At 72.4% G+C, this 20,653-nt stretch carries 18 protein-coding genes; 11 read left to right on the top strand and 7 right to left on the bottom strand.

Annotated elements, in window-relative coordinates; translation table 11 throughout:
* Window positions 1–57 precede the first annotated feature (57 nt).
* On the bottom strand, window positions 58–1,041 hold the full coding sequence (locus tag IQ251_RS12400; protein WP_370591363.1) for a pyridoxal-phosphate dependent enzyme: 984 nt from the start codon (window positions 1,039–1,041) through the stop codon (window positions 58–60).
* Complete coding sequence (locus tag IQ251_RS12395; protein ID WP_193928686.1) at window positions 1,038–1,682, bottom strand: TetR family transcriptional regulator; 645 nt, start codon at window positions 1,680–1,682, stop codon at window positions 1,038–1,040. Before IQ251_RS12395 ends, IQ251_RS12400 begins: the two co-directional genes overlap by 4 nt.
* A 110-nt stretch (window positions 1,683–1,792) precedes the next feature.
* Between IQ251_RS12395 and IQ251_RS12390 the strand changes: the two genes are divergently transcribed.
* A complete protein-coding gene (locus IQ251_RS12390) occupies window positions 1,793–2,806 on the top strand; it encodes an NADP-dependent oxidoreductase (RefSeq protein ID WP_193928806.1) in 1,014 nt (337 codons plus the stop codon).
* Between the two features lie 20 nt (window positions 2,807–2,826).
* Here the strand turns inward: IQ251_RS12390 and IQ251_RS12385 are convergent, their stop codons facing one another.
* Window positions 2,827–3,627 carry an SDR family oxidoreductase gene (locus IQ251_RS12385; RefSeq protein WP_193928685.1) on the bottom strand — a complete coding sequence of 267 codons (801 nt, stop codon included), beginning with the start codon at window positions 3,625–3,627 and terminating at the stop codon, window positions 2,827–2,829.
* Window positions 3,628–3,920: 293 nt separating this feature from the next.
* Here IQ251_RS12385 and IQ251_RS12380 point away from each other — a divergent pair, with 293 nt between their 5' ends.
* Genes IQ251_RS12380 through IQ251_RS12365 form a run of 4 tightly spaced genes read left to right on the top strand, consistent with a single transcriptional unit; the run spans window position 3,921 to window position 8,058 of the window.
* Complete coding sequence (locus IQ251_RS12380; protein ID WP_370591362.1) at window positions 3,921–4,733, top strand: N-acyl homoserine lactonase family protein; 813 nt, start codon at window positions 3,921–3,923, stop codon at window positions 4,731–4,733.
* The gene (locus tag IQ251_RS12375; protein ID WP_193928684.1) at window positions 4,730–6,010 is read left to right on the top strand and encodes a hydroxyacid-oxoacid transhydrogenase; all 1,281 of its coding nucleotides are present in this window, start codon (window positions 4,730–4,732) and stop codon (window positions 6,008–6,010) included. Before IQ251_RS12380 ends, IQ251_RS12375 begins: the two co-directional genes overlap by 4 nt.
* A 9-nt stretch (window positions 6,011–6,019) precedes the next feature.
* A complete protein-coding gene (locus IQ251_RS12370; protein ID WP_193928683.1) occupies window positions 6,020–6,409 on the top strand; it encodes an FmdB family zinc ribbon protein in 390 nt (129 codons plus the stop codon).
* Window positions 6,406–8,058 carry an AMP-binding protein gene (locus tag IQ251_RS12365; protein WP_193928682.1) on the top strand — a complete coding sequence of 551 codons (1,653 nt, stop codon included), beginning with the start codon at window positions 6,406–6,408 and terminating at the stop codon, window positions 8,056–8,058. Before IQ251_RS12370 ends, IQ251_RS12365 begins: the two co-directional genes overlap by 4 nt.
* A 13-nt stretch (window positions 8,059–8,071) precedes the next feature.
* Here IQ251_RS12365 and IQ251_RS12360 read toward each other — a convergent pair whose 3' ends face one another.
* Window positions 8,072–9,673 carry a flavin-containing monooxygenase gene (locus IQ251_RS12360; RefSeq protein WP_193928681.1) on the bottom strand — a complete coding sequence of 534 codons (1,602 nt, stop codon included), beginning with the start codon at window positions 9,671–9,673 and terminating at the stop codon, window positions 8,072–8,074.
* Window positions 9,674–10,041: 368 nt separating this feature from the next.
* Here IQ251_RS12360 and IQ251_RS12355 point away from each other — a divergent pair, with 368 nt between their 5' ends.
* Complete coding sequence (locus IQ251_RS12355) at window positions 10,042–11,697, top strand: helix-turn-helix domain-containing protein (protein WP_370591361.1); 1,656 nt, start codon at window positions 10,042–10,044, stop codon at window positions 11,695–11,697.
* A 101-nt stretch (window positions 11,698–11,798) separates the two neighbouring features.
* On the top strand, window positions 11,799–13,373 hold the full coding sequence (mptB, locus tag IQ251_RS12350) for a polyprenol phosphomannose-dependent alpha 1,6 mannosyltransferase MptB (RefSeq protein WP_370591360.1): 1,575 nt from the start codon (window positions 11,799–11,801) through the stop codon (window positions 13,371–13,373).
* A gap of 18 nt (window positions 13,374–13,391) precedes the next feature.
* Here the strand turns inward: mptB and IQ251_RS12345 are convergent, their stop codons facing one another.
* A complete protein-coding gene (locus IQ251_RS12345) occupies window positions 13,392–14,261 on the bottom strand; it encodes a PfkB family carbohydrate kinase (protein WP_193928679.1) in 870 nt (289 codons plus the stop codon).
* 163 nt (window positions 14,262–14,424) lie between these two features.
* On the opposite strand from IQ251_RS12345, the gene IQ251_RS12340 reads away from it, so the two are divergent.
* From IQ251_RS12340 to IQ251_RS12330, 3 genes are read left to right on the top strand one after another with little or no spacing between them, the layout of a single operon-like run.
* Window positions 14,425–15,429, top strand: a complete 1,005-nt coding sequence (locus IQ251_RS12340) for a substrate-binding domain-containing protein (protein WP_193928678.1) — start codon at window positions 14,425–14,427, stop codon at window positions 15,427–15,429.
* A complete protein-coding gene (locus IQ251_RS12335; protein ID WP_193928677.1) occupies window positions 15,426–16,406 on the top strand; it encodes an ABC transporter permease in 981 nt (326 codons plus the stop codon). The genes IQ251_RS12340 and IQ251_RS12335 overlap by 4 nt, the downstream gene beginning before the upstream one ends.
* Window positions 16,406–17,221 (top strand): ATP-binding cassette domain-containing protein, encoded by an 816-nt coding sequence (locus tag IQ251_RS12330; protein WP_193928676.1) that lies wholly within the window; start codon window positions 16,406–16,408, stop codon window positions 17,219–17,221. The genes IQ251_RS12335 and IQ251_RS12330 overlap by 1 nt, the downstream gene beginning before the upstream one ends.
* 7 nt (window positions 17,222–17,228) lie before the next feature.
* On the opposite strand, the gene IQ251_RS12325 is transcribed toward IQ251_RS12330, so the two are convergent.
* Together IQ251_RS12325 and IQ251_RS12320 are read right to left on the bottom strand one after the other, a co-directional pair.
* Complete coding sequence (locus IQ251_RS12325; RefSeq protein ID WP_193928675.1) at window positions 17,229–18,668, bottom strand: pyridoxal phosphate-dependent decarboxylase family protein; 1,440 nt, start codon at window positions 18,666–18,668, stop codon at window positions 17,229–17,231.
* Window positions 18,668–19,987, bottom strand: coding sequence for an MFS transporter (locus IQ251_RS12320; RefSeq protein WP_193928674.1), 1,320 nt, complete (start codon window positions 19,985–19,987; stop codon window positions 18,668–18,670). The genes IQ251_RS12325 and IQ251_RS12320 overlap by 1 nt, the downstream gene beginning before the upstream one ends.
* A gap of 197 nt (window positions 19,988–20,184) precedes the next feature.
* On the opposite strand from IQ251_RS12320, the gene IQ251_RS12315 reads away from it, so the two are divergent.
* Complete coding sequence (locus IQ251_RS12315; RefSeq protein ID WP_193928673.1) at window positions 20,185–20,544, top strand: hypothetical protein; 360 nt, start codon at window positions 20,185–20,187, stop codon at window positions 20,542–20,544.
* Window positions 20,545–20,653 lie beyond the last annotated feature (109 nt).

Below are 20,653 nucleotides of genomic sequence, written 5' to 3'. Positions count from 1 at the left end.
GAGCTCACTGTGCCCCGAACCCGGGCACGGCGCACGGCGGATGGGCCGCGGTGCCGCTCACCGGGTCAGTCGCGCGAAGTCCGCGGGGGCGATGTTGCCCCCGGAGAGCACGACCCCGATCCGCTCGCCCGGCTGCGGCCTGCCGCCGAGCAGCGCCGCCACCGCCACCGCCGCGCTCGGTTCGATCACCAGCTTGAGCCGTTCGAACGCCAGCAGCACCGCCGCGCGCACCTCGTCCTCGGGCACGGTGCGGATCTCGTCGATCAGCCGCCGGTTGACCTCGAAGGTCAGCTCGCCCGGTTCCGGTGCGGCCAGTCCGTCGGCGATGGTGTCCGGGACGGGGATGCGCACCCGCCTGCCCGCGCGCAGCGACCGGCTGGTGTCGTCGGCGGCCAGCGGTTCGGCGGCCACGATCCGCAGATCGGGCTGCACCGAGCGGGCGGCCGTGGCACAGCCGGCGATGAGCCCGCCACCGCCGACCGGGACCACCAGCGCGTCCAGCGGCCCGGCGTCGGCGAGCAGTTCCAGCGCCGCGGTGCCCTGCCCGGCCATCACGTCCGGGTGGTCGAACGGCGGGATGAGCACCAGCCCGCGCTCGGCCGCCAGCCGCCGCCCGATCGCGGTGCGGTCCTGGGTGTGCCGGTCGTAGGTGACCACCTCGGCGCCGTATTCGCGGGTGGCGGCGACCTTGCCCGCGGGGGCATCGGTGGGCATGACCACGACCGCGGTCGCACCCAGCAGCCGGCAGGCCAGCGCCACGGCCTGGGCGTGGTTGCCGGAGGAGTACGCCACGACGCCCGCGCGCCGCTGCTGCGCGTCGAGCCGGGCGATCGCGTTGTAGGCGCCGCGGAATTTGAAAGCTCCTGCGCGCTGCAGGTTCTCGCATTTGAAGAACACCCGGGAACCGGTGAGCTCGTCCACCGCGCGCGAGGTGTGCACCGGGGTGCGGTGGGCGGTCCCGTCCAGGCGCCGGGCCGCCGCCCGCACGTCCTCGGCGCGCAGCACGGCGTCCACGTCGTTCCTCCCGCGGTCGTCGATCACCAGCTCCCCGGGCCGCCGCTGAAGCGCTCCGGGATGCCCGCGGTGGCCAGGTCGACGGCCTCGCGCACCAGCTCCAGCATCCGCTCGGCGTCCCGGCGCGGATCGGCGCACATCGCCTCCAGACCGATCCGCAGGCCGGCGAAGACGACGCCGACCAGCACCCGGGGGCGGAGGTCCGCGGCGGGGTCCAGGTCCTGCCGCCGGGCGATCTCGGCGGTGAGCTGCTCCTCGACTTCGGCGCTGCGCCGCAGGTTGCCGGCCAGCAGGGCCGGGTTCTTGGTGATCAGGTGCTGGGTCAGCAGGTACCGGTGCACCCCGTCGCCGTCCGCGGCCGCGTGCAGCATCTCCAGCACGGCTCCGCGCAGCGCCGCCAGCGGCGGTTCGGCCGCCGGCCTGCCCGCCAGCGCGTCGACCACGAGCACGTCGAATTCCGCGCCCTTGGCCAGGGCGAGGTCCTCCTTGCTGGCGAAGTAGCGGAAGAAGGTGCGCGGGGAGACGTCGGCGGCCGCGGCGATCTCGTCGACGGTGGTCGATTCGTAACCGGACCCGGCGAACAGGTCCAGTCCGGCGTCGATCAGGGCGGCGCGGGTGCGCTGCTTCTTGCGGGCGCGCAAGCCGTCCTGATCGGTCGGGGCGCTCATGGGGCCATTGTGCACCACGGCGTCGACTGCCAAAAGTCAGTGTCCGCCATGTGGCAGAAACTGCCAGAATTGATACGGTGGGCCGCGTCGCAGACCCGCTAGGAGTGATGATGAACAACGGCCTGGAGATCCGCCTCGCCGCCCGCCCGCAGGGATGGCCCACCCGGGAGACCTTCGACGTCGCCGAGGTCCCGGTGCCCGAGCCCGGCCCCGGGCAGATGCTGGTGCGCAATCTCGTGATGAGCGTGGATCCCTACATGCGCGGCCGGATGAACGCCGGCAAGTCCTACGTGGCCCCCTTCCAAGTGGGCTCGGCGTTGGACGGCGGCGCCGTCGGGCAGGTCGTCCAGTCCGATGCGGAAGGATTCGCCGCCGGTGACTTCGTGCTGCACTCCGCCGGATGGCGGGACTACGCGGTGCTGGACGGCCGCTCCGCGACCAAGGTCGACCCGGACATCGCGCCGCTCAACGCCTACCTGTACGTGCTCGGCATGCCCGGGATGACCGCCTACGCGGGGCTGGTCGACGTCGCGCGGCAGCAGGAGGGCGACACCGTGTTCGTCTCCGGCGCGGCCGGTGCGGTCGGCTCGCTGGCCGGGCAGATCGCCAAGCTGCGCGGCGCGAAGCGGGTGATCGGCAGCGCCGGCTCCGCGGAGAAGGTCCGCTACCTCACCGAGGAGATCGGATTCGACGCCGCGTTCGACTACCACGACGGCCCGGTCGCCGAGCAGCTCGCCGCAGCCGCACCCGACGGCATCGACGTCTACTTCGACAACGTCGGCGGCGAGCACCTGGAAGCCGCCATCGGCGCGCTCAACGACTTCGGCCGCGTCGCCGAGTGCGGGATGATCTCGCAGTACAACAACGCGACGCCCGAACCCGGCCCGCGGAACATGTTCATGCTGGTGAGCAAGCGCCTGCGGCTGGAGGGCTTCATCGTCGGCGACCGGATGCACGTGCAGGACCAGTTCCGCGCCGACGTGGGTGGCTGGCTGCGCGACGGCAAGATCAGCTACCGGGAGACCGTCGTCGACGGCCTGCGGTCGGCCCCGGACGCGTTCCTCGGCCTGCTGCGCGGGGAGAACACCGGCAAGATGCTGGTCAAGATCGCCGATCCCGCCTGATCAACCGGCCGCCCGCCGGGCTATTCGGCCGGGTGGGCGGCCAGCCAGTCCTGCCAGGTCGTGGTCCCGCGCCTGCCGGACGGCGCGGTCATCCGCTGGGCAGCTCGCTGCATCCGAGCCGGCGCAGGGACTTTCAGCACCCGCGGCCGGTTTTCCCTGGCGCGGCACCACATCTGCAGCGCCTGGCCCAGCGTCAGCAGCTCGGGCCCGCCGAAATCCTCGACGCGGCCGGCAGGGCCTTCGAGCAGCCGCTCCACGAGAAACGCGGCGAAATCGGCTGCGTCGACCGGTTGCACCGGCAGCGCCGCGGGCAGCGGCAGGAGCGGCAACCGGCCGGCCGCGCCCAGCATGCGGTCCACCAGCCAGTGGAACTGGGTCGCGCGCAGGATCGTCCACGGCACCTCCGAGATGGTGACCAGTTCCTCGGCGGTGTGCTTGAGCTGCAGGTAGGGCAGTGCGGGCCGGTCCACGCCGACGATCGAGACGTATGCGAAGTGGTCCACCCCGGCCTGGGCCGCCGCGTCGAGCAGCCGACTCGTTCCGTCCACGTCGACGTCCGGCGGACTGCGCCGGAAATCCACCGGGCGCAGGAAACCGCGCTGCGCGGCGGGCGAGAACGTGGCCGCGTGCACGACGGCGTCCACCCCGTCGACCGCATCGGCGAGACCCTCCCCGGTGACCAGGTCGCCGCGCACCTGCTCGCCCGCGCCGCCGGTTCCGGGCCGGCGCGTGAGCACCCGCACCCGGTGAGTCGGCGCGAGCAGCTGCACGACCTCGCTGCCCAGATGACCGGTTCCCCCGGTGACCAGCACCGTCTGCATAGCGCACCACCCCGGTTCGACTGTCCCACCGCCCCGGGGACCGCGCGACGCGTCCGCCGCCTCCCGCGGGCCGAGCGGCCCGAGCGGGCGAACCGCGCGCGTCCGCACCACCACGGACGGCACCCGGATGCCGCAGTCACGTGTGGTTGACTTCACTCGTCCGGCCACTAATGTGGTTCGTGCGCCGCGCGGGGTTCCGCCCGCCGCACGATCGTTCTGCACCGCGATCACCGCTGCGCGACCGCCGACCGAAGCATCCGACTCCCTGGCCGCACCCGGACGAGGAGGCGCTCGTGGCGAAGAAGACCACCGTCAGCATCCTGCACTGCGGATCCATGCACGCCGATCTCACCTGGCTGCTGCTGGCTCCGGGAAAAGCCATGCGGCGCAGGCAGGACCGGCACCTTCCCGCACCGTGGACCGAAATCCCCACGCTGTGCGCACTCGTGGACACCCCGGATGGAAAACTGCTGTGGGACACCAGTTGCCCGCGCGACTGGGAAACCAGGTGGGAACCGACCGGCCTGCAGGACTTCTTCCCCTACGACGCGGTCGGCGAGGAGGAATACCTGGACTCACGGTTGAGGCAACTCGGCCTCGGGCCCGGCGACATCGATTACGTTGTCCTATCGCACCTGCACTTCGACCACGCGGGCGGGATCGACCTGTTCCGCGGAACCGGGGCGCAGCTGGTGTGCTCGACGCGGGAGCAGGAGTTCGCCTTCGGCTTCGACGGACCGTTCCGCGGCGCGCACCTCAAGGCCGATTACGCCGCGGACGAGTTCGCCACGGTCGACGGTGACCAGGAGTTCCTGCCGGGTGTCACCCTGCTGCAGACGCCCGGGCACACCCCGGGATGCATGTCCATGCAGGTCGACCTGCCGGACACCGGCACGATGATCTTCACCTCGGACGCGGTCTACATGGGCGAGAGCTACGGACCGCCGACCGTGCCCGCCGCCATCGTGGACAACCTGGAACAGTTCTACTCATCGGTGGAGAAGCTGCGCGGGATCGCCGAACGCACCGACGCCACCATGGTCTTCGGCCACGACCCCGACCAGGTCCACCAACTGCGCACCGCTCCGGAAGGGGTCTACACGTGACCGGCGAGACCGAGGAAACCATCTTCACCTGGGGCGCTCCCCCGCTGAAGTTCGGCGCCGGCGCGGCCGACGAGATCGGGTTCGACCTGCGCCAGTACGACGTCCACCGGGTGCTGGTGGTCACCGACCCCGGCGTGGCCGCCACCGGGATCCCGCAGCGGGTGTCGGAGAACCTCAAGCGCTTCGGCATCGCTGCCGAGCTCTACGACCGGGCGCACGTCGAGCCCACCGACGAGAGTCTCGTGCAGGCCGCTGACGCCGCCGCCGACCGCGGGCCGTGGGACGGGTTCGTCGCCGTGGGCGGCGGATCGGCCATCGACACCGCCAAGGCGGTCAACCTGCTGACCAGTCGGCCCGGCAGGCTCATGGACCACGTCAACAAGCCGGTCGGCGCGGCCCTGCCGCCGGACGGTCCGCTGGCCCCGCTGGTGGCGGTGCCCACCACGGCCGGGACCGGGTCGGAGAGCACCGCGATGTGCATCCTGGACGTGCTGTCCATGAAGGTGAAGACCGGCATCAGCCACTGGCGGCTGCGCCCGGCGATGGCCGTCGTCGACCCGCTGCTGACGCTGGGCCTGCCGCCGGAAGTCACCGCCGCGGCCGGCATGGACGTCGTCTGCCACGCCCTGGAGTCCTACACGGCGCGCAGCTACACCGACTTCCCGCGCAAGCAACCGGAGCAGCGCGTCACCTACTGCGGGTCCAACCCGGTCTCCGACCTGTGGTGCGAGAAGGCACTCGCGCTGATCGCCGGATCGCTGCGCCGCGCGGTGCACGACGGGAGCACCGACCTGCAGGCGCGCTCGGACATGATGCTGGCCGCGACCTTCGCCGGGATGGGGTTCGGCAACGCCGGGGTGCACCTGCCGCACGCCAACGCCTACCCGGTCGCGGGCATGGTCACCGACCACTTCCCGCCCGGATACCCGTCGGACGAACCGATGGTCCCGCACGGGCAGGCGGTGTCGCTGACGGCCCCGGAGGCGTTCCGGTTCACCTATCCGGCCGCCCCGGACCGGCACCTGCGCGCCGCCGAACTGCTGGCTCCCGGGCACGGGAGCACCGACGACGCCGAGCGGCTGCCCGCCGCGCTGACCGCGTTGATGCGCGATATCGGCATGCCCAACGGAATCGGCGCGGTCGGCTTCGGCGAAGGCGACGTGCCGCAGCTCGTCGAGGGAACCATGAAGCAGCAGCGGCTGCTGGCGACGAGTCCGCGGGAGGTCGACGAGGAGTCCGCCGCCCGGGTCCTGACCGGGTCGATCAGCATTTGGTGAGGAGCGGCCATGCCGATCCACGAGTACCGGTGCGCCTGCGGACGCCGATTCGAGGGCCTGCTGCGCCGGACCGATTCCCCCGATCCCGCGTGCCCGGGCTGCGGGGCCGCCGCGCACCGGATCCCCTCCGCGGCCGCGCTGTCCGGGCAGGCCGACCCGGGCCCGTCCCGCGAGCAGATGCCGCAGACCTGGCGCGGGACCTACTGCGGCGACCGCGAGTACGTCACCGGGCTGCGCCGCCGCTGGGAGCGGCGTGCCGAGCTCGAACAGCGACACCCGGAGCTGGCCGGCGACACCCGGCCGGTGCACGCGCACGAAGGCCGCTTCCACGGCGCGCCGCTGCGCAGCGGTGATCCGCTGCCCGCCGAGCCCGGTCACCGGCACGCGGAGGGAACGTGAGCATCTACGACGAGCGCCCCTGGCTGGCCCACTACGACCCCGGCGTGCCCGCCGACCTCGACCCCGGGTTCACCGATGTGCTGCAGATGTTCGCCGACTCGGTCGCCCGCGCACCGCACGCCGAGGTGCTCCGCTACTTCGACGGGCGGATCAGCGCGGCCGAACTCGACCGGCTCGCCGACGCATTCGCCTGCGCGCTGCTGGACAACGGGATCCGCGCCGGCGACCGCGTCGGGCTGTACCTGCAGAACGTCCCGCAGTTCGTGATCGCGATCCTGGGCACCTGGAAGGCCGGGTGCGTCGCGGTGGCGATCAACCCGATGAACAAGCACCGCGAGCTCGCCGGGCTGCTGCACGACAGCGGGGCGAGCGCGCTGGTGTGCTTGGAGACGCTGTACCGGGACGTGGCCGCCGAGGTGCTGCCGGAGACCGACGTGCGGTGGACCGTCACCACGTCCGAACTCGACCACCAGTCCCGGGACGATCCGCGCGCATTCGGTGCTGTGCGGCGTATTCCGGGACTGCCGACCGCGGACATGGCCCGCCTGCTGGAGGAATACCGCGGCCGCCGGCCGCCGCCGGTGCGCTTCGCGCCGGACGACGTCGCGGTGCTCACCTACACGTCCGGGACGACCGGCCCGCCGAAGGGCGCGATGAACACCCACCGCAACGTGGTGGTCAACGCGCACGTCTATCGGGACTGGATCGGCCTGGACGGCGGCGACGTCATCCTGGGCGTGGCGCCGCTGTTCCACATCACCGGTCTGATCGGGCACATCGGGCTGAGCCTGCTGCTGCCCGCACCGCTGGTGCTGACCCACCGGTTCCACCCCGGGCTGACCGCCGAGACCGTCCGCGAGCACGGCGTGACGTTCACGGTCGGCGCGATCACCGTGTTCATCGCGCTGCTCAACGACCCGGAGGTGCGCGCGCAGGACCTGGCCGGGCTGCGGAAGGTCTACTCAGGCGGCGCGCCCATCCCGCCGAGCACCGCCGACGCCTTCGAGCAGCACTTCGGCGCCTACATCCACAACACCTACGGGCTGACCGAGACGAGTTCGCCGGCCACGGATGTCCCGCTGCGCGCCAGAGCTCCGGTCGATCCCGCTTCCGGGGCGCTGTCGGTGGGCGTGCCGGTGTGCAGCACGGTGATGCGCGTCGTCGACGAGCGGGGTGCCGACCTGCCCGCGGGCCGGATCGGCGAGATCGTCGTGCAGGGCCCGCAGGTCGTGCCCGGGTACTGGAACAAGCCGGAGGAGACCGCCGCGGCGCTGCCCGGTGGTGCGCTGCGCACCGGCGATGTCGGCTACATGGACGAGTCCGGCTGGTTCTACCTGGTGGACCGCAAGAAGGACCAGATCAACGCCGGCGGGTACAAGGTGTGGCCGCGCGAGGTCGAGGACGTGCTCTACGAGCACCCGGCGGTACGCGAGGCCGCGGTGGTGGGGGTCGCGGACGACTACCGTGGGGAGACCGTGCAGGCGTTCGTGAGCCTACGCCCGGGCCGGACCGCCTCGGCCGAGGAGCTCATCGAGTTCTGCCGCGGACGCATGGCCGCCTACAAGTACCCGCGCCTGGTGGAGATCCGCGACGAGCTGCCCAAGACGCTGACCGGCAAGCTGCTGCGCCGCGCGCTGCGCGGGACGTGAGCACCGGGGGCGGTCACCGCGCGAGGTGGAAACCCCGGTACCCCTCGTCGGCCACCTCCCGGCAGATTTCCCGGTAGGTGCCGACCCCGCCGATGTAGGGCAGGAAGATCCTCGGCTTGCCGGGGATGTTCGCACCCATGTACCAGGAAGCAGCCTGCGGGTACAGGGTTTCGCCTGCGACCTCGTTGACGTGCGCGACCCACTCGTCCTCGGCGCCCGGATCCGCCTCGGTGCGGGTGAGCCCGCGGTCCCGGAGATGTTCGAGGTGCTCGGCGATCCACTCCACGTGCTGCTCGATGGACACGATCATGTTGCTGAGCACCGAGGGGCTGCCCGGTCCGGTGATGGTGAACATGTTCGGGAACCCCGCGCCGGCCAATCCGAGGTAACTGCGCGGTCCGGCGGCCCACTTGTCGCGCAGCAGGCTGCCGTCCGCGCCCCGGATGTCGATGCGGTTGAGCGGGCCGGTCATGGCGTCGTAGCCGGTGGCGAACACGAGCACATCGAACGCGAATGCGCGGTCCCCGACCTGCACGCCGCCGTCGGTGATCCGGCTGATCGGCTGTTCGCGCACGCTGACCAGGTCCACGTTGTCCCGGTTGTAGGTCGCGTAGTAGTCGGTGTCCACGCAGATCCGCTTGGTGCCGATCGGGTGGTCGGTGGGGCAGAGGAGGTCGGCGGTGGCGGGATCGTCCACGATCTCGCGGATGCGGGCGCGCACGAACTCCGCGGAGATCTCGTTGGCCGCCGCGTCGGTGAGGGTGTCCGGGAAGGCCGAGGTGAACGTGGTCCCGCCGTGCCCCCATCTCCGGTGCAGCTCGGATTCCACCTGCCGGCGGGGGAGTTCGGTCGCGTTGTCCGGCAACTGGTCCTGCAGGATCCCGCTGCGCGAATGCCGCGCCTCATCGCGCAGGCGAGCGTAGTCGGCCTTGACCGCGGCTTGTTCGGCGGGATCCAGCGTCCGGTTCCACGCCGGGATGCTGAACTGCGCGGTGCGCTGGAAGACGGTGACCTGCCGGGCCTGCTGCGCGATCAACGGGATGGCCTGGATCGCCGAGGAACCGGTGCCGATGACGCCGACCCGCTTGCCGCCGAAGTCGACGTCGCGGTGCGGCCACCTGCCGGTGTGGTAGGACTCGCCGCGGAAGTCGTCGATACCGGGGAAGTCCGGTGTCTGGGTGGCCGACAGGCAGCCCACCGCGGTGATCAGGTGACGCGCCGTCGTGCTGCCCCCGGCGGTGCGCACCCGCCAGCAGCGGTGCCGCTCGTCGTAGGCGGCCTCGTGCACGGTGGTGCTGAAGGTGATGTCGCGGCGCAGGTCGAAGCGGTCGGCGACGTGCCGGGCGTAGCGCAGGATCTCCGGCTGCGAGGGGTAGCGCTCGGTCCACTCCCATTCCTGCTGGAGCTGCTCGGAGAACGAGTAGCAGTAGTAGAGGCTCTCCACGTCGCACCGGGCGCCCGGGTAGCGGTTCCAGTACCAGGTCCCGCCGACGTCGTCACCCGCCTCGAAGACGTGCGCGGCGAAACCCCGCTCGCGCAGTTTCGTGAGCATGTACATGCCGGCGAAACCGGCGCCGATGATGATCGCGTCGTACTCGGGTGGCTGCTCGGTCATCGGGCGGGCTCCTCATCTGCGTCGGCGGGGAGTCGAGCGGACGCGCTGGGAACTGAATGATCGATCGCTCAGTGCAGCTTGCACGTGCGGGCAGCGGGAACGCAATGGCCGCATCGGGCCCCGGTGCACCGATGCGGCGCTTTCGGTGCCGGGGGCGAAATCCCGGGATGCGGCGGACCGCGTGCATCCACCGGGTGCAGCAATCGGCCACCCGGATGGCAGCAGACCGGCCGGGGACCCGACGCGCATGATCGCGCCAGCGCGCGAACCACGCGGCGGGCCCGTTGGCAAGGGACGGGACGTCCCGAGCGCGTCCCGGGACCGCCCGGGACGCGCCGGTGCGGGCCGATACGGGAGGACGGAACACGGTGAACCTGCGGCGACCGGATGACCTCGCGTCGATGCTGCTGGAGCTCAAGCAGCGCAGCGCGTTGAGCTACGCGCAGCTGGCGCGGCGGACCTTCACCAGCAGCTCGACCCTGCACCGCTACTGCACCGGGACGAGCGTGCCCGCCGACTACCAGACTGTCGTGCGCCTGGGGGAGGAGTGCGGCGCCTCCGATGACGAGCTCAACGAGCTGTTGCGCCGGTGGCGCAACCAGGAGCACGAAGCGGTGCAGCGGGGTGCGGAGGCGGTGCCTGCCGAGCCGGTCGAGGAGCCGGTGCCCCTCGGTGCTCTGCGCTCGCGGCGCGGGTTGCGGCCCGGGCACGCGTGGCTGCCGGTGGCCGCCCTGGCCGTGGCGGCGGTGCTGGCTGCGGTCACCATCGCGTCCGTCCCGCCGCCGGAGCAGCAGGAGGAGGTTCCGCCGCAGCAGCGGTCGCTGCCCGACCCGGATGCGGTGCCCGCGTGGGTGCGGCACCCGGCGCCGGTCGAGCCGGAGATGTTCGGCGTCACGATGAACAGCCACAGCGGTGAGATGCCCGCGTTCCGCGTCGGCAGCGTGCGGTTGTGGGACAGCAACACCCGCTGGGCGGGCCTGGAACCGGCGCGGGGGCGTTACGACTGGTCGACGTTGGACCGGATGGTCGGTGCGGCGCAGGAGGAGGATCTGCCGGTCACCTTCGTGCTCGGCGGTACTCCGGAATGGGCCGCGCCCGATGCGCCCAGCGGCACGTACTCGGACGGTTCGCGGTCCGCTCCGCCGGACGACCTCGCCGACTGGGACGGGTTCGTGCGCCGCCTCGTCGAGCGGTTCCAGGGGCGCATCGACGCCTACGAGCTGTGGAACAGCGCCACCGATGAGGTCGTCTACTCGGGATCGCCTCGCACGCTGGTGGAGATGACTCGGCGCGCCGCCGACATCGTGCACGAGGTGGATCCGCGGGCCACGGTGGTGTGCCCGTCGATGGGCGAGCTGTGGTCCGGGCACGGGATGCAGCGGTTGCGCGAGTTCGCCGACCTCGGCGGGTACGAGGAGTGCGATGCGGTCGGGATCAAGCTGCATCCGCGTTCGGCTGCCGATCCGCCGGAAAGCGCGCTGGAGCTGCTGCCCCGGGTCTCCCGGACGCTGCACGAGCGCGGGATCGTGCGCAAGCTCTGGAACACCGGCACCCGGCGGACCCTGCCCAACGAGGAGCAGCTCGACGAGCCGCGTGCGGTGGCGCACGCGATGCGGTTCTACCTCTCCGCGTTCTACGCCCGGCCGTTCGAGGTGGAGCGCATGTACTTCTACAGCTGGGGAACGCCGACGAATCCCGTGGTGCTGCAGGCCGAGGGCTCCCCGCCGACGGCAGCGGGCCTGGCGGTCGAGCGGCTGCAGAGCTGGTTGGCCGGGACCGCCGCGCGCGGGTGCGGTCGGGGGTTGGACCGCGGGCTGCCCGAGGGCGTGTGGGAGTGCGAGTTCGTCGACGGCGCCGGGCAGGTGCTGCAGGTGCGCTGGTCGCCGGGCGAGCGGCAGCAGGAGACGCGCGCGGGCCACGGTGCGCAGTACGTCACCGATGTCCGCGGAGTCCGGACCGCGGTGGGTCCGGGAGATCCGGTGCCGGTGTCCGGAACCCCGGTCCTGCTGACCTCCACGCGCTGAACCGCCGTCGCCTGGTCACTCGGACGGTGGATTGCGGGATGATCCGGACCGGGGGCCGGGGACGCTGAGTGATCTGGCTCATGCGGTTACGCTTCGTGGCCGTGGTGCGAGGTGACGAATCCGAGGGCGCGCGCCGGGAGCCCGGGGCGGACGCCGAGGTGAGCGCGTCGGCGGACCCCCCGCCGCTGGCGAGCTCGCAGCGCCGCATGCTCGCCGCGGTCCGCCGGTTCGGGCTCGCCGGTTCGCTCATCCTGGCCGTCGGCGCCATCGGCGCGGGAGCCACGCCCGTGGACAACCCGCTGTCCGGCGCGCGCCTGATCGGGTTGCCCGCGCGCATCCCGACCGTGGCGATGGCCTGCTCCTGGTTGGGCACGCTGATGGTCGTGGCCGGATGGCTGTGGCTGGGCAGGTTCTGCAGCCCGGCGGGCGGCCGGATGATCACCCTGCGCCAACTGACCCGCGTGGGGGTCCTGTGGAGCCTGCCGCTGGCGCTGGCACCGCCGCTGTTCACCCGCGACATGTACTTCTACCTCGCGCAGGGCGAAGCGGCGCTGCAGGGCTTCGACCCGTACGTGCTGGGCCCCGAGGCCTCGCTGGGCCTGCACAATCCGCTGACCCGCAACGTGGACATCCTCTGGCAGGACACCCCGGCTCCGTACGGCCCCGGGTTCCTCATGCTGGCCCGTGCGCTGGCGGTGCTCGTAGGCGAGAACGTGGTCACCGGTGTGCTGCTGTGGCGGCTGGTCATGCTCGTGGGGTTGGGCATGGCGGTCTGGGCGATCCCGCGGCTGGCCCGGCGCTGCGGGGTGCACCCGGTACCGGCGCTGTGGCTCGGCGCGCTCAACCCGATCGTGCTGTTCCACGTGGTCAGCGGCATGCACAACGAAGCCCTGCTGGTCGGGATCATGCTCGTGGCCATCGAACTGGGCCTGCGGCGCAGCGGGTGGCCGACCGTGGTGCTGGCCGGTGTGCTGCTGTCGCTGGGCGGTGCGATCAAGCCGCCCGGGTTCATCGCGCTGGGCTTCCTCGGCGTGCTGGTCGCCCGCCGCAACGGCGGCCGGTTCGCTGACCTGGTCAAGGTCGCGGTGGTCCTGGCGGTCACGCTGCTGGCCACGATGGCGGTGGTGACCGCGGTCAGCGGGTGGGGGCTGGGCTGGCTGGACACCTACGACGTGCCGAACCGGATCATCACGCCGCTGGCGCCGCTGACCACGTTCGGCGTGGCCGGTGGCGGGCTCAGCATGCTGCTCGGGCTCGGCGACCACACCGACGCCGTGCTGGTGATCACCAAGCTCGTCGGTTACGCGGGTTCGGCCGGGGTGTGCGCCTGGATGCTGTGGCGCTCCTTCCGCGGCCGGATCGAGCCACTGGCGGGCCTGGGCATCACGCTGGGCGCGGTCGCCGTGCTCGGACCGGTGCTGCATCCCTGGTACCTGCTGTGGATGCTCGTCCCGCTGGCGCTGTCCACCCACGACGCGCGATTCCGCATCGGGGCGACCGGATGCGCCGCGGTGGTGGCCCTGCTGATCCCGCCGAGCGGCGGGGGGTACGAAGATCCGTTCCAGATCCCGCTGGCGGTGGTGGCCGCCCTGCTCGCCTTCGCGGCGCTGGTGTGGCTCACCCGGGACAAGGTGCCCGACCTGCTCCCGCGGAAGGGAGCGCGCCGCGGCTCCTGACCGGGGACGTGCCGCGGGTCAGCGGTGCAGCTCGCGCAGCCACGCGCGGGGGCCGGCGATCGTCGTGCGCAGCGCGGCCACCCGCGCGGCGGCCGCGATGCGCCCGGGCACGTCCGGGCGCCCGGCGACCAGCTGCCAGCAGTAGGCGCCGTGGAACGCGTCCCCGGCGCCGAGGGTGTCCACCGCGGCCACCCGCGGCGGGGCGACCGAACCGGACTCCGCGCCGTCGATCCAGTGCACCGGATCCGGGCCGTGCGTGGTGACCACCGTCGGCACCCCCATCCCACGCAGCGCGCGGGAGGTGGCCACGGCATCGGCAGCGCCGGGGGTGCGGAAGCCCGCGGACGCGATCACCGTCTGCGCGCGGGTCAGCAACGGGCGCATCGGTTCCTTCCAGCGCCCCGCATCCAGCACGACCGGTGCCCGCTCGGCGTCGAGGACCGCCGCGGCCACCTCCGGGTAATGCCCGTCCAACAGCACCACGTCCGCCCCGAACGAGCCGATCCCGATCGGTGCGGCCGGCGCCAGTGCGGTCGCGTCCGTGCCGGCCACCGAGCGCTCACCCGTGCCGCGATCGACCAGCACCGCCGACACCGGTGCGTCCCCGCCGTCGACCGGGACCTCCACCACCCGGACCCCGTGCGCCCGCAGGTCCGCGCGGGCCACGTCGGCGGCCGGCCCGGAGCCCAGTGCCGTCACCAGCACCGCGGAACCGCCCAGCGCGGAGAAAGTGACCGCGGCGTTGGCGGCCGGACCGCCCGCGGACAGGAATTGCGCCGCGGCGGTGACCTTCTCGTCGCGTCCCGGGAACCGGTCAACGTGCTGGACCACGTCGAGCGTGGTCAGTCCGGCGAAAACGCCGGCCGCAGTGGGCGAATCCGTGGTCATCCGGCCCAGTGTAGGTACCCCCGGCCGGCGCACGGCCAGCGGCCGGACGAACGAAAAGCGGGCGGTTCCGGGAAAAACGGCAACCTTGTCCGCCGCCGCGGGGCTCCCTAGTATTCCGGTGCCGATCGTCCCGCGATCGACGGGCCTCGACGTGGAGGACACCATGCCCAGACGGGTCGCAGCCGCAGCACTCGGCCTGCTCGTGCTGCTGGCCACGGGCTGCACCGCGCAGCGCCACTGGGGCGGGAACGCCGCCGGCGACGGCGAAGCGCGGATCGGTCTGGTCACCAAGACCGACACCAACCCCTATTTCGTCGCGCTGCGCGATGCCGCCGAGCGGGCCGCGCAGCAGCGGGGCGCCGAATTTTCCGCGCTGGCCGGGCAGTTCGACGGCGACAACGACGGTCAGGTGCGCGCGATCGAGAACCTGCTGCAGCGCAACGTCAGCACCATCCTGATCACCCCGAACTCCTCGACCGGGGTGCTGGACGCCATCGACCGGGCGCGCCAGGCAGGCGTGCTGGTCATCGCGCTGGACACCGCCACCGAACCGGCCGAGGCGGTGGACGCCACGTTCGCCACGGACAACCGCGAGGCCGGGCGCAAGCAGGGCGCTTACGTGCGCGCCGCGCTCGGCGAGCGCCGCCCGCAGCTGCTCATGCTGGACGGGACCGCGGGCAGCACGGTGGACACGTACCGGCACGACGGGTTCCTGGACGGCATGCGGCTCGCACCGGGAGCCCCCGAGATCCGCGGCGCGCAGAACGTCAACGGGGACCAGAACCTCGCCCAGCAGGGCTTGGAGAACCTCCTCGCGCGCACCGGCGGCATCAATGCGATCTACACCATGAACGAGCCCACCGCGCAGGGCGCGCACACCGCGCTGCGCGCGCACGGGACGGCCGAGGAGGTGACGATGGCCTCCATCGACGGCGGCTGCGAGGGCGTGCGCGAGGTGGCCGAAGGCAGGTTGGCCGCGACCGTGATGCAGTTCCCCGCGAAGATGGCCGAGCTGGCGGTGGACGCCGCCGTGCAGCACGCGGAGAACGGGCAGCGGCCGACGGGGTTCACCGATACGGGATCGGTGGTCATCACCGACGATCCGGTGCCCGGCGTGCCCAGCAACCCGGTGTCCTGGGGAAGGCAGCACTGCTGGGGTGACCGGTGAGCGCGCCGGCCGCGGTCCGCCCCGCCGCGCTCGGCGCGGCGCTGCTCCGCACGCCGGCGGCGGGCTCGGCCCTGGCGTTGTTGGTGGCCGTGGCCGTCTTCTCGCTGACCACCGACACGTTCCTGGAACTGGACAACCTCTCGCTGGTCGTGCAGCAGTCCCTGGTGATCGGCACGCTGGCCCTCGGCCAGACGCTGATCATCCTCACCGGCGGTATCGACCTGGGCAACGCCGCGGCCGCGGTGCTGGCGACGTTGGTCATGGCTCAGCTGGTGCTCAGCGGACTCCCGGGCGCGCTGGCGCTGCCGCTGGGCGTCGCGTGCACCGTGCTGATCGGGCTGGTCGTCGGCGGGTTGGTGACCCGGATGCGCCTGCCGCCGTTCATCGTGACCCTCGGCATGCTGACCATGCTCACCGCAGGCGCCAAGCTGCTCGCCGACGGCGAGGCCGTCCCGGTCACCGATCCGCTGCTGACCTGGCTGGGCACCCGGACGTACCTGTTCGGCGGCATCGAGATCACCTACGGCATGACCGCCGCGCTCGTCATGTACCTCGTGGTGTGGTTCGCGCTGACCCGCACCGCGTGGGGATCGCACGTGCACGCGGTGGGCAACGCGCCGGAAGCCGCGCGGCTGTCCGGGATCAAGGTGAACCGGACGCTGCTGTCGGTGTACCTGGTGGCCGGCGTGGTCTTCGGACTGGCGGCCTGGCAGGCGCTGGGCCGCGTGCCCAACGCCGATCCGAACGCCTACCAGCTCGGCAACCTGGAATCCATCACCGCCGTCGTGCTCGGCGGTACCAGCCTCTTCGGCGGGCGCGGGTCGGTGCTGGGCACGATGGCGGGGGCGCTCATCGTCGCGGTGCTGCGCTCCGGACTGACCCAGCTCGGCGTGGACGCCCTGTACCAGGACGTGGCCACCGGCGCGCTGGTGATCGCCGCTGTGGTGCTCGACCGGGCGGCCAGGAGGAGGAACTGATGGTGCCCAGGATCGCCGCCCGCGGACTGGTCAAGCGCTACGGCCAGGTCACCGCCATGGACGGGGCGGACTTCGACGTGTTGCCCGGCGAGGTGCTGGCCGTGGTCGGCGACAACGGCGCGGGGAAGTCCACGCTGATCAAAGCCCTGTCCGGGGCGGTGGTCCCGGATGCCGGAGTGGTCGAAGTGGACGGTGCTCCGGTGCGCCTGCGCGGCCCGCTGGATGCGCGCGGGCACGGCATCGAGACCGTGTACCAGGATCTCGCGCTGGCACCGGCGCTGGACATCGCCGCCAACATGTTCCTCGCCCGCGAGCGGCGCAGGCCCGGCCTGTCCGGGCGTGTGCTGCGCCGGGTGGACCAGGCGGGGATGCGGGCCGAGGCGCGCCGCGTGCTCGACGAGCTCGGCGTCTCGGTGGACTCGGTCGAGCAGCCGGTGGAGACGTTGTCCGGCGGGCAGCGCCAGGCGGTGGCGGTCGCCCGGGCGGCCGCGTTCGGCAGCAAAGCCGTCATCATGGACGAACCCACGGCCGCACTCGGCGTCGCCGAATCCGGCAGGGTGCTGGCGCTGATCGACCGGATCCGGCAGCGCGGGTTGCCCGTGGTGCTGATCAGCCACAACATGCCGCACGTGTTCGACATCGCCGACCGCATCCACGTGCACCGGCTGGGGCGCCGGGTGGGCGTGGTCGCACCGCGCACGCACAGCATGAACCAGGTGGTGGGCCTGCTGACCGGCGCGCTGCGGGTGGACGAGTCCGGCGAGGTGTCCGAAGTGGAATCCGCGGTGCACACCGGGCTCGACGAGGAGGGGTGATCCGGGCTCAGGGGCGGTAGAGCTCGCCGAGGAACTCCACCAGCAGCCGCTCGCGCAGCTGCGGGGCGGCGTGCGCCAGCATCACGTTCACCGGCGCCATCCGCTCGGGCAGGCCGGCGCCGCCGGCCATGCCCGCCGCGGCCAGCAGGCCGGCGAACTCGTCGTCGGTGAGCGCCTGCGGATCCAATTCCGCGATGAACTCGGCCACCTCCGGCTCCAGCTGCACCGGACCCGCGGCTCGGGCCGCAACCACCGCATCCGCCAGGTCGCGGGCGAACTCGGCTTCGCTGCCCCGGTTCGACGCCGTGACGGTCAGGTGCAGGTTGACCGGCGAGGAGGCGTGCGCGAACTGCGGTTGCACGTACCAGCCGCGGTCGCGCATCTCGTCGGCGACGGTGAACAGGTCGAAGTCGGCACCGTCCTCAGCGGCCACCGCCAGCAGCGTCGCGTCGGGTTCGCCGAGCACCCGCAGCCTGGGCACCTGCTGCACGCCAGCCCGGATGTCGTGCACGGCGGCGTAGGTGTCCGCGGCCAGCTGCAGGTACCCGTCGTCGCCGATGTGCTGCAGCGCGGCCCAGGCCGCGGCGATCGGCCCGCCGGAGCGGGTCGACTGCAGCGTCGTGTTGAGCATGGTGTAGCCGGGCCAGTCGGCGGCGGCGAAGTACTGCCCGCGGCGCATCCCCGGTTCGGCGTGCAGCAGCACCGAGGTGCCCTTCGGGCTGTAGGCGTACTTGTGCAGGTCCACGGAAATGCTGCTGACGCCGGGATTCTCGAAGCCGAACGAGGGGACCGGTGCGCCGACCCGGCGCAGGTAGGGCAGCACCCAGCCGCCGATGCAGGCGTCCACATGCACCGGGATGCCGCGCTGCTCGGCTGCCGCGGCGATCTCCGGCACCGGGTCCACGACGCCGTGCGCGTAGGAAGGGGCGCTGGCCACGACCAGCACGGTGTCCGCATCGCAGGCCGCGGCCATGCGTTCCGGGTCGGCGCGGAACGTGCTCTCGTCGACCGGAACCCGGACCAGCCGGACCCCGAACAGGTGCGCCGCCTTGCTGAACGCCGCGTGCGCGGTCGCCGGCGCCACGACGGTCGGCGCCGCCGCGTCCGGTCGGCGTTCGCGCGCGGCCAGCACCGCCAGCAGGCAGGACTCGGTTCCGCCCGAGGTGGCCGTACCCACCGCCTGCGGATCGCCGAGCAGCTGCGCGGCCGCGGCCACCAGGTCGTTCTCCATCCGGCGCAGGCTCGGGAACACCGTCGGGTCCAGCGCGTTGGCGTGCGCGGCCAGCGAGTGCGCCGCGGCGGTGAGCTCGTCGAGTCCCGCCAGCCCGCTGTCGTAGACGTAGGCCAGCGTGCGCCCGCCGTGCGTCGGGGTGTCGGCCGAACGCAGCGAGCGCAGCTCGGCGAGCACGTCCGCGGCGTTGTTCCCGGTGTGCGGCAGCGGTGTCATCAGCGTCCTTCCAGGACTCGGCGGCGCAGCAGCGGTACGGGGGCCAGGATCAGCGCGGCGGGCAGCAGCGAGAAGCCGAACAGGACGGCGGTGACCGCGCTGGGCGGTTGGGCGGTCAGCGATTCGGTGGTCGACCGGTAGCCGCCGATCGAGAGCACCAGCCCGAAGATGCCCGGGCCGAGCGCGAAGCCGAGCGTCTCGGCGGCGGTCCAGACCCCGGCGGCCACACCGGTTTTCGTCTCGCCGGTGCGCTGTTCCTCGGCAGAGATGAGGTCCGGCAGGATCGCCAGCGGGAAGGTCTGTACCCCGGCGTAACCCGCTCCGCAGACCGCGATGAGTGCGAAGATCAGCGCCAGCGGCATGGTTTCGGCGAACACCAGGATGGCCAGCGCACCGCCGAACATCAGCGAGGAGATCTGGAAACCGGCAACCTTGCCGCGCGAGCGCCCCATCCTCGCCCACAGCGGCATGATGACCAGCGCCGGTCCGACGAAACCGGCGAACAGCACCGACTGCAGACCCGGGTCCCCGAGCACATACCGCGCCACGTAGTTCACGCTGGCCAGCAGGACGCCGATGCCCATGGCCTGCAGCACGAACACGACCAGCAGCCGGCGGAACACCCGCCACCCGCGCAGTGCCGCGACCAGCTCGCGCAACCGGGGGGCCTGCCCGGTCGGCGCGAACGGCCGGTTGCGGATGCCGAAGTACACCGACAGCACCCCGGTGAGCATGAGCACGGCCACGAGCACGCCCATCAGGCGGTATCCGGCCGCGCCGCCCAGCGCCTCGACGACCAGCGGCGCCAGCGCACCGGACAGCAGCACGGCCAGCGCCAGCAGCGCGATCCGCGTGCTCGTCAGGCGGGTCCGCTCGTGGTAGTCGGCGGTGAGTTCGGCGGGCAGCGCGTTGAACGGGACCTGGAAGAACGCGAACGCGGTCGCGGTCAGGAAGAACACGCCGGTCACGTAGGCGGCACCCGCACCGGGCGACCCCAGCTGCGGCCCGGCGAACAGGGTGCCGAACAGCACCGCCAGCAGCGTGCCGCCCAGCAGCAGCCCCCGCGCCCGCGAGCCGCGGGCGAGGAGTTCGCCGTCCGAGATGCGGCCTGCGACCGGGTTGAACACCACGTCCCAGATCTTGGGCACCAGCACGATCAGCCCCGCCGCGCCCGCGGGCACGGCCATGGTGTCGGTCAGGTACGGCAGCATCAGCAGACCGGGAACCGTGGTGAACGCGCCCGTGGCCAGCGAGCCGGCGGCGTAGCCCCATCTCGTCCCGGGCGGGACGTGCGCTGTCGGGACGGGATTGGTCTGCATGTGCTTCCTCGGTGCGGTGCTGGTCGGGTACCCGCTCGCGGGCTCCCGGTGTCGTACCGGCGCGGGTGTCAACGGCGCCGGAACCGGACGATCACTGCTCGGTGACCATAGTCATACGCCCCGATCGGGTCGCGTGGAGGGTGATTCGCCGAGCCGGGGCCGTCCGGTCACCGCCGACCGGCGGATGACCGCGTTCCGTGATCGTCGTGCGCGCTGCGTTGCGACGGCCCCTGTCCGCGGCCGGAATCGCTCGGATGCCGGGCGGATTTCCCTTGCACGACCGGGCGGTAACCGGCATCGTTTCGGATCGCGCGTCGCGGAGGTACGTCCGGTGCGCCGCGCGCCTGGTGGGACAACGGGGTCTTGCCAGGCTTCCCCATCCGGCCGCCGGTGCGCGGCCGGGCCGGCAGGTCGAAGGGTTCGGTGTGCAGGACCACCAGCAGCCGTCAGCGAGCCGGAGCACCGCGCAGGAAGCGCGGTCCGCGCGTCCGACCGGCACCACCCGCCTGCTGCTGCGCGCCGCGTGGCTCGAACTCTACGCCCTGCTGCTGCGCTGATCCGTCCGCCGCTTTCGCGCCGTGGTGGCGTGCGTCTCGGGCACCTGGTCGCCGGGTGGACGCGGCGTAGACTCCGCCGCCGGTTGTGCAGTCGTTGGCGCGAACGCGC

It is taken from the genome of Saccharopolyspora montiporae, from assembly GCF_015209505.1.
In the GTDB taxonomy this organism is placed as follows: Bacteria; Actinomycetota; Actinomycetes; order Mycobacteriales; family Pseudonocardiaceae; genus Saccharopolyspora; species Saccharopolyspora montiporae.
This window is presented reverse-complemented; position numbering and strand designations above follow the sequence as displayed.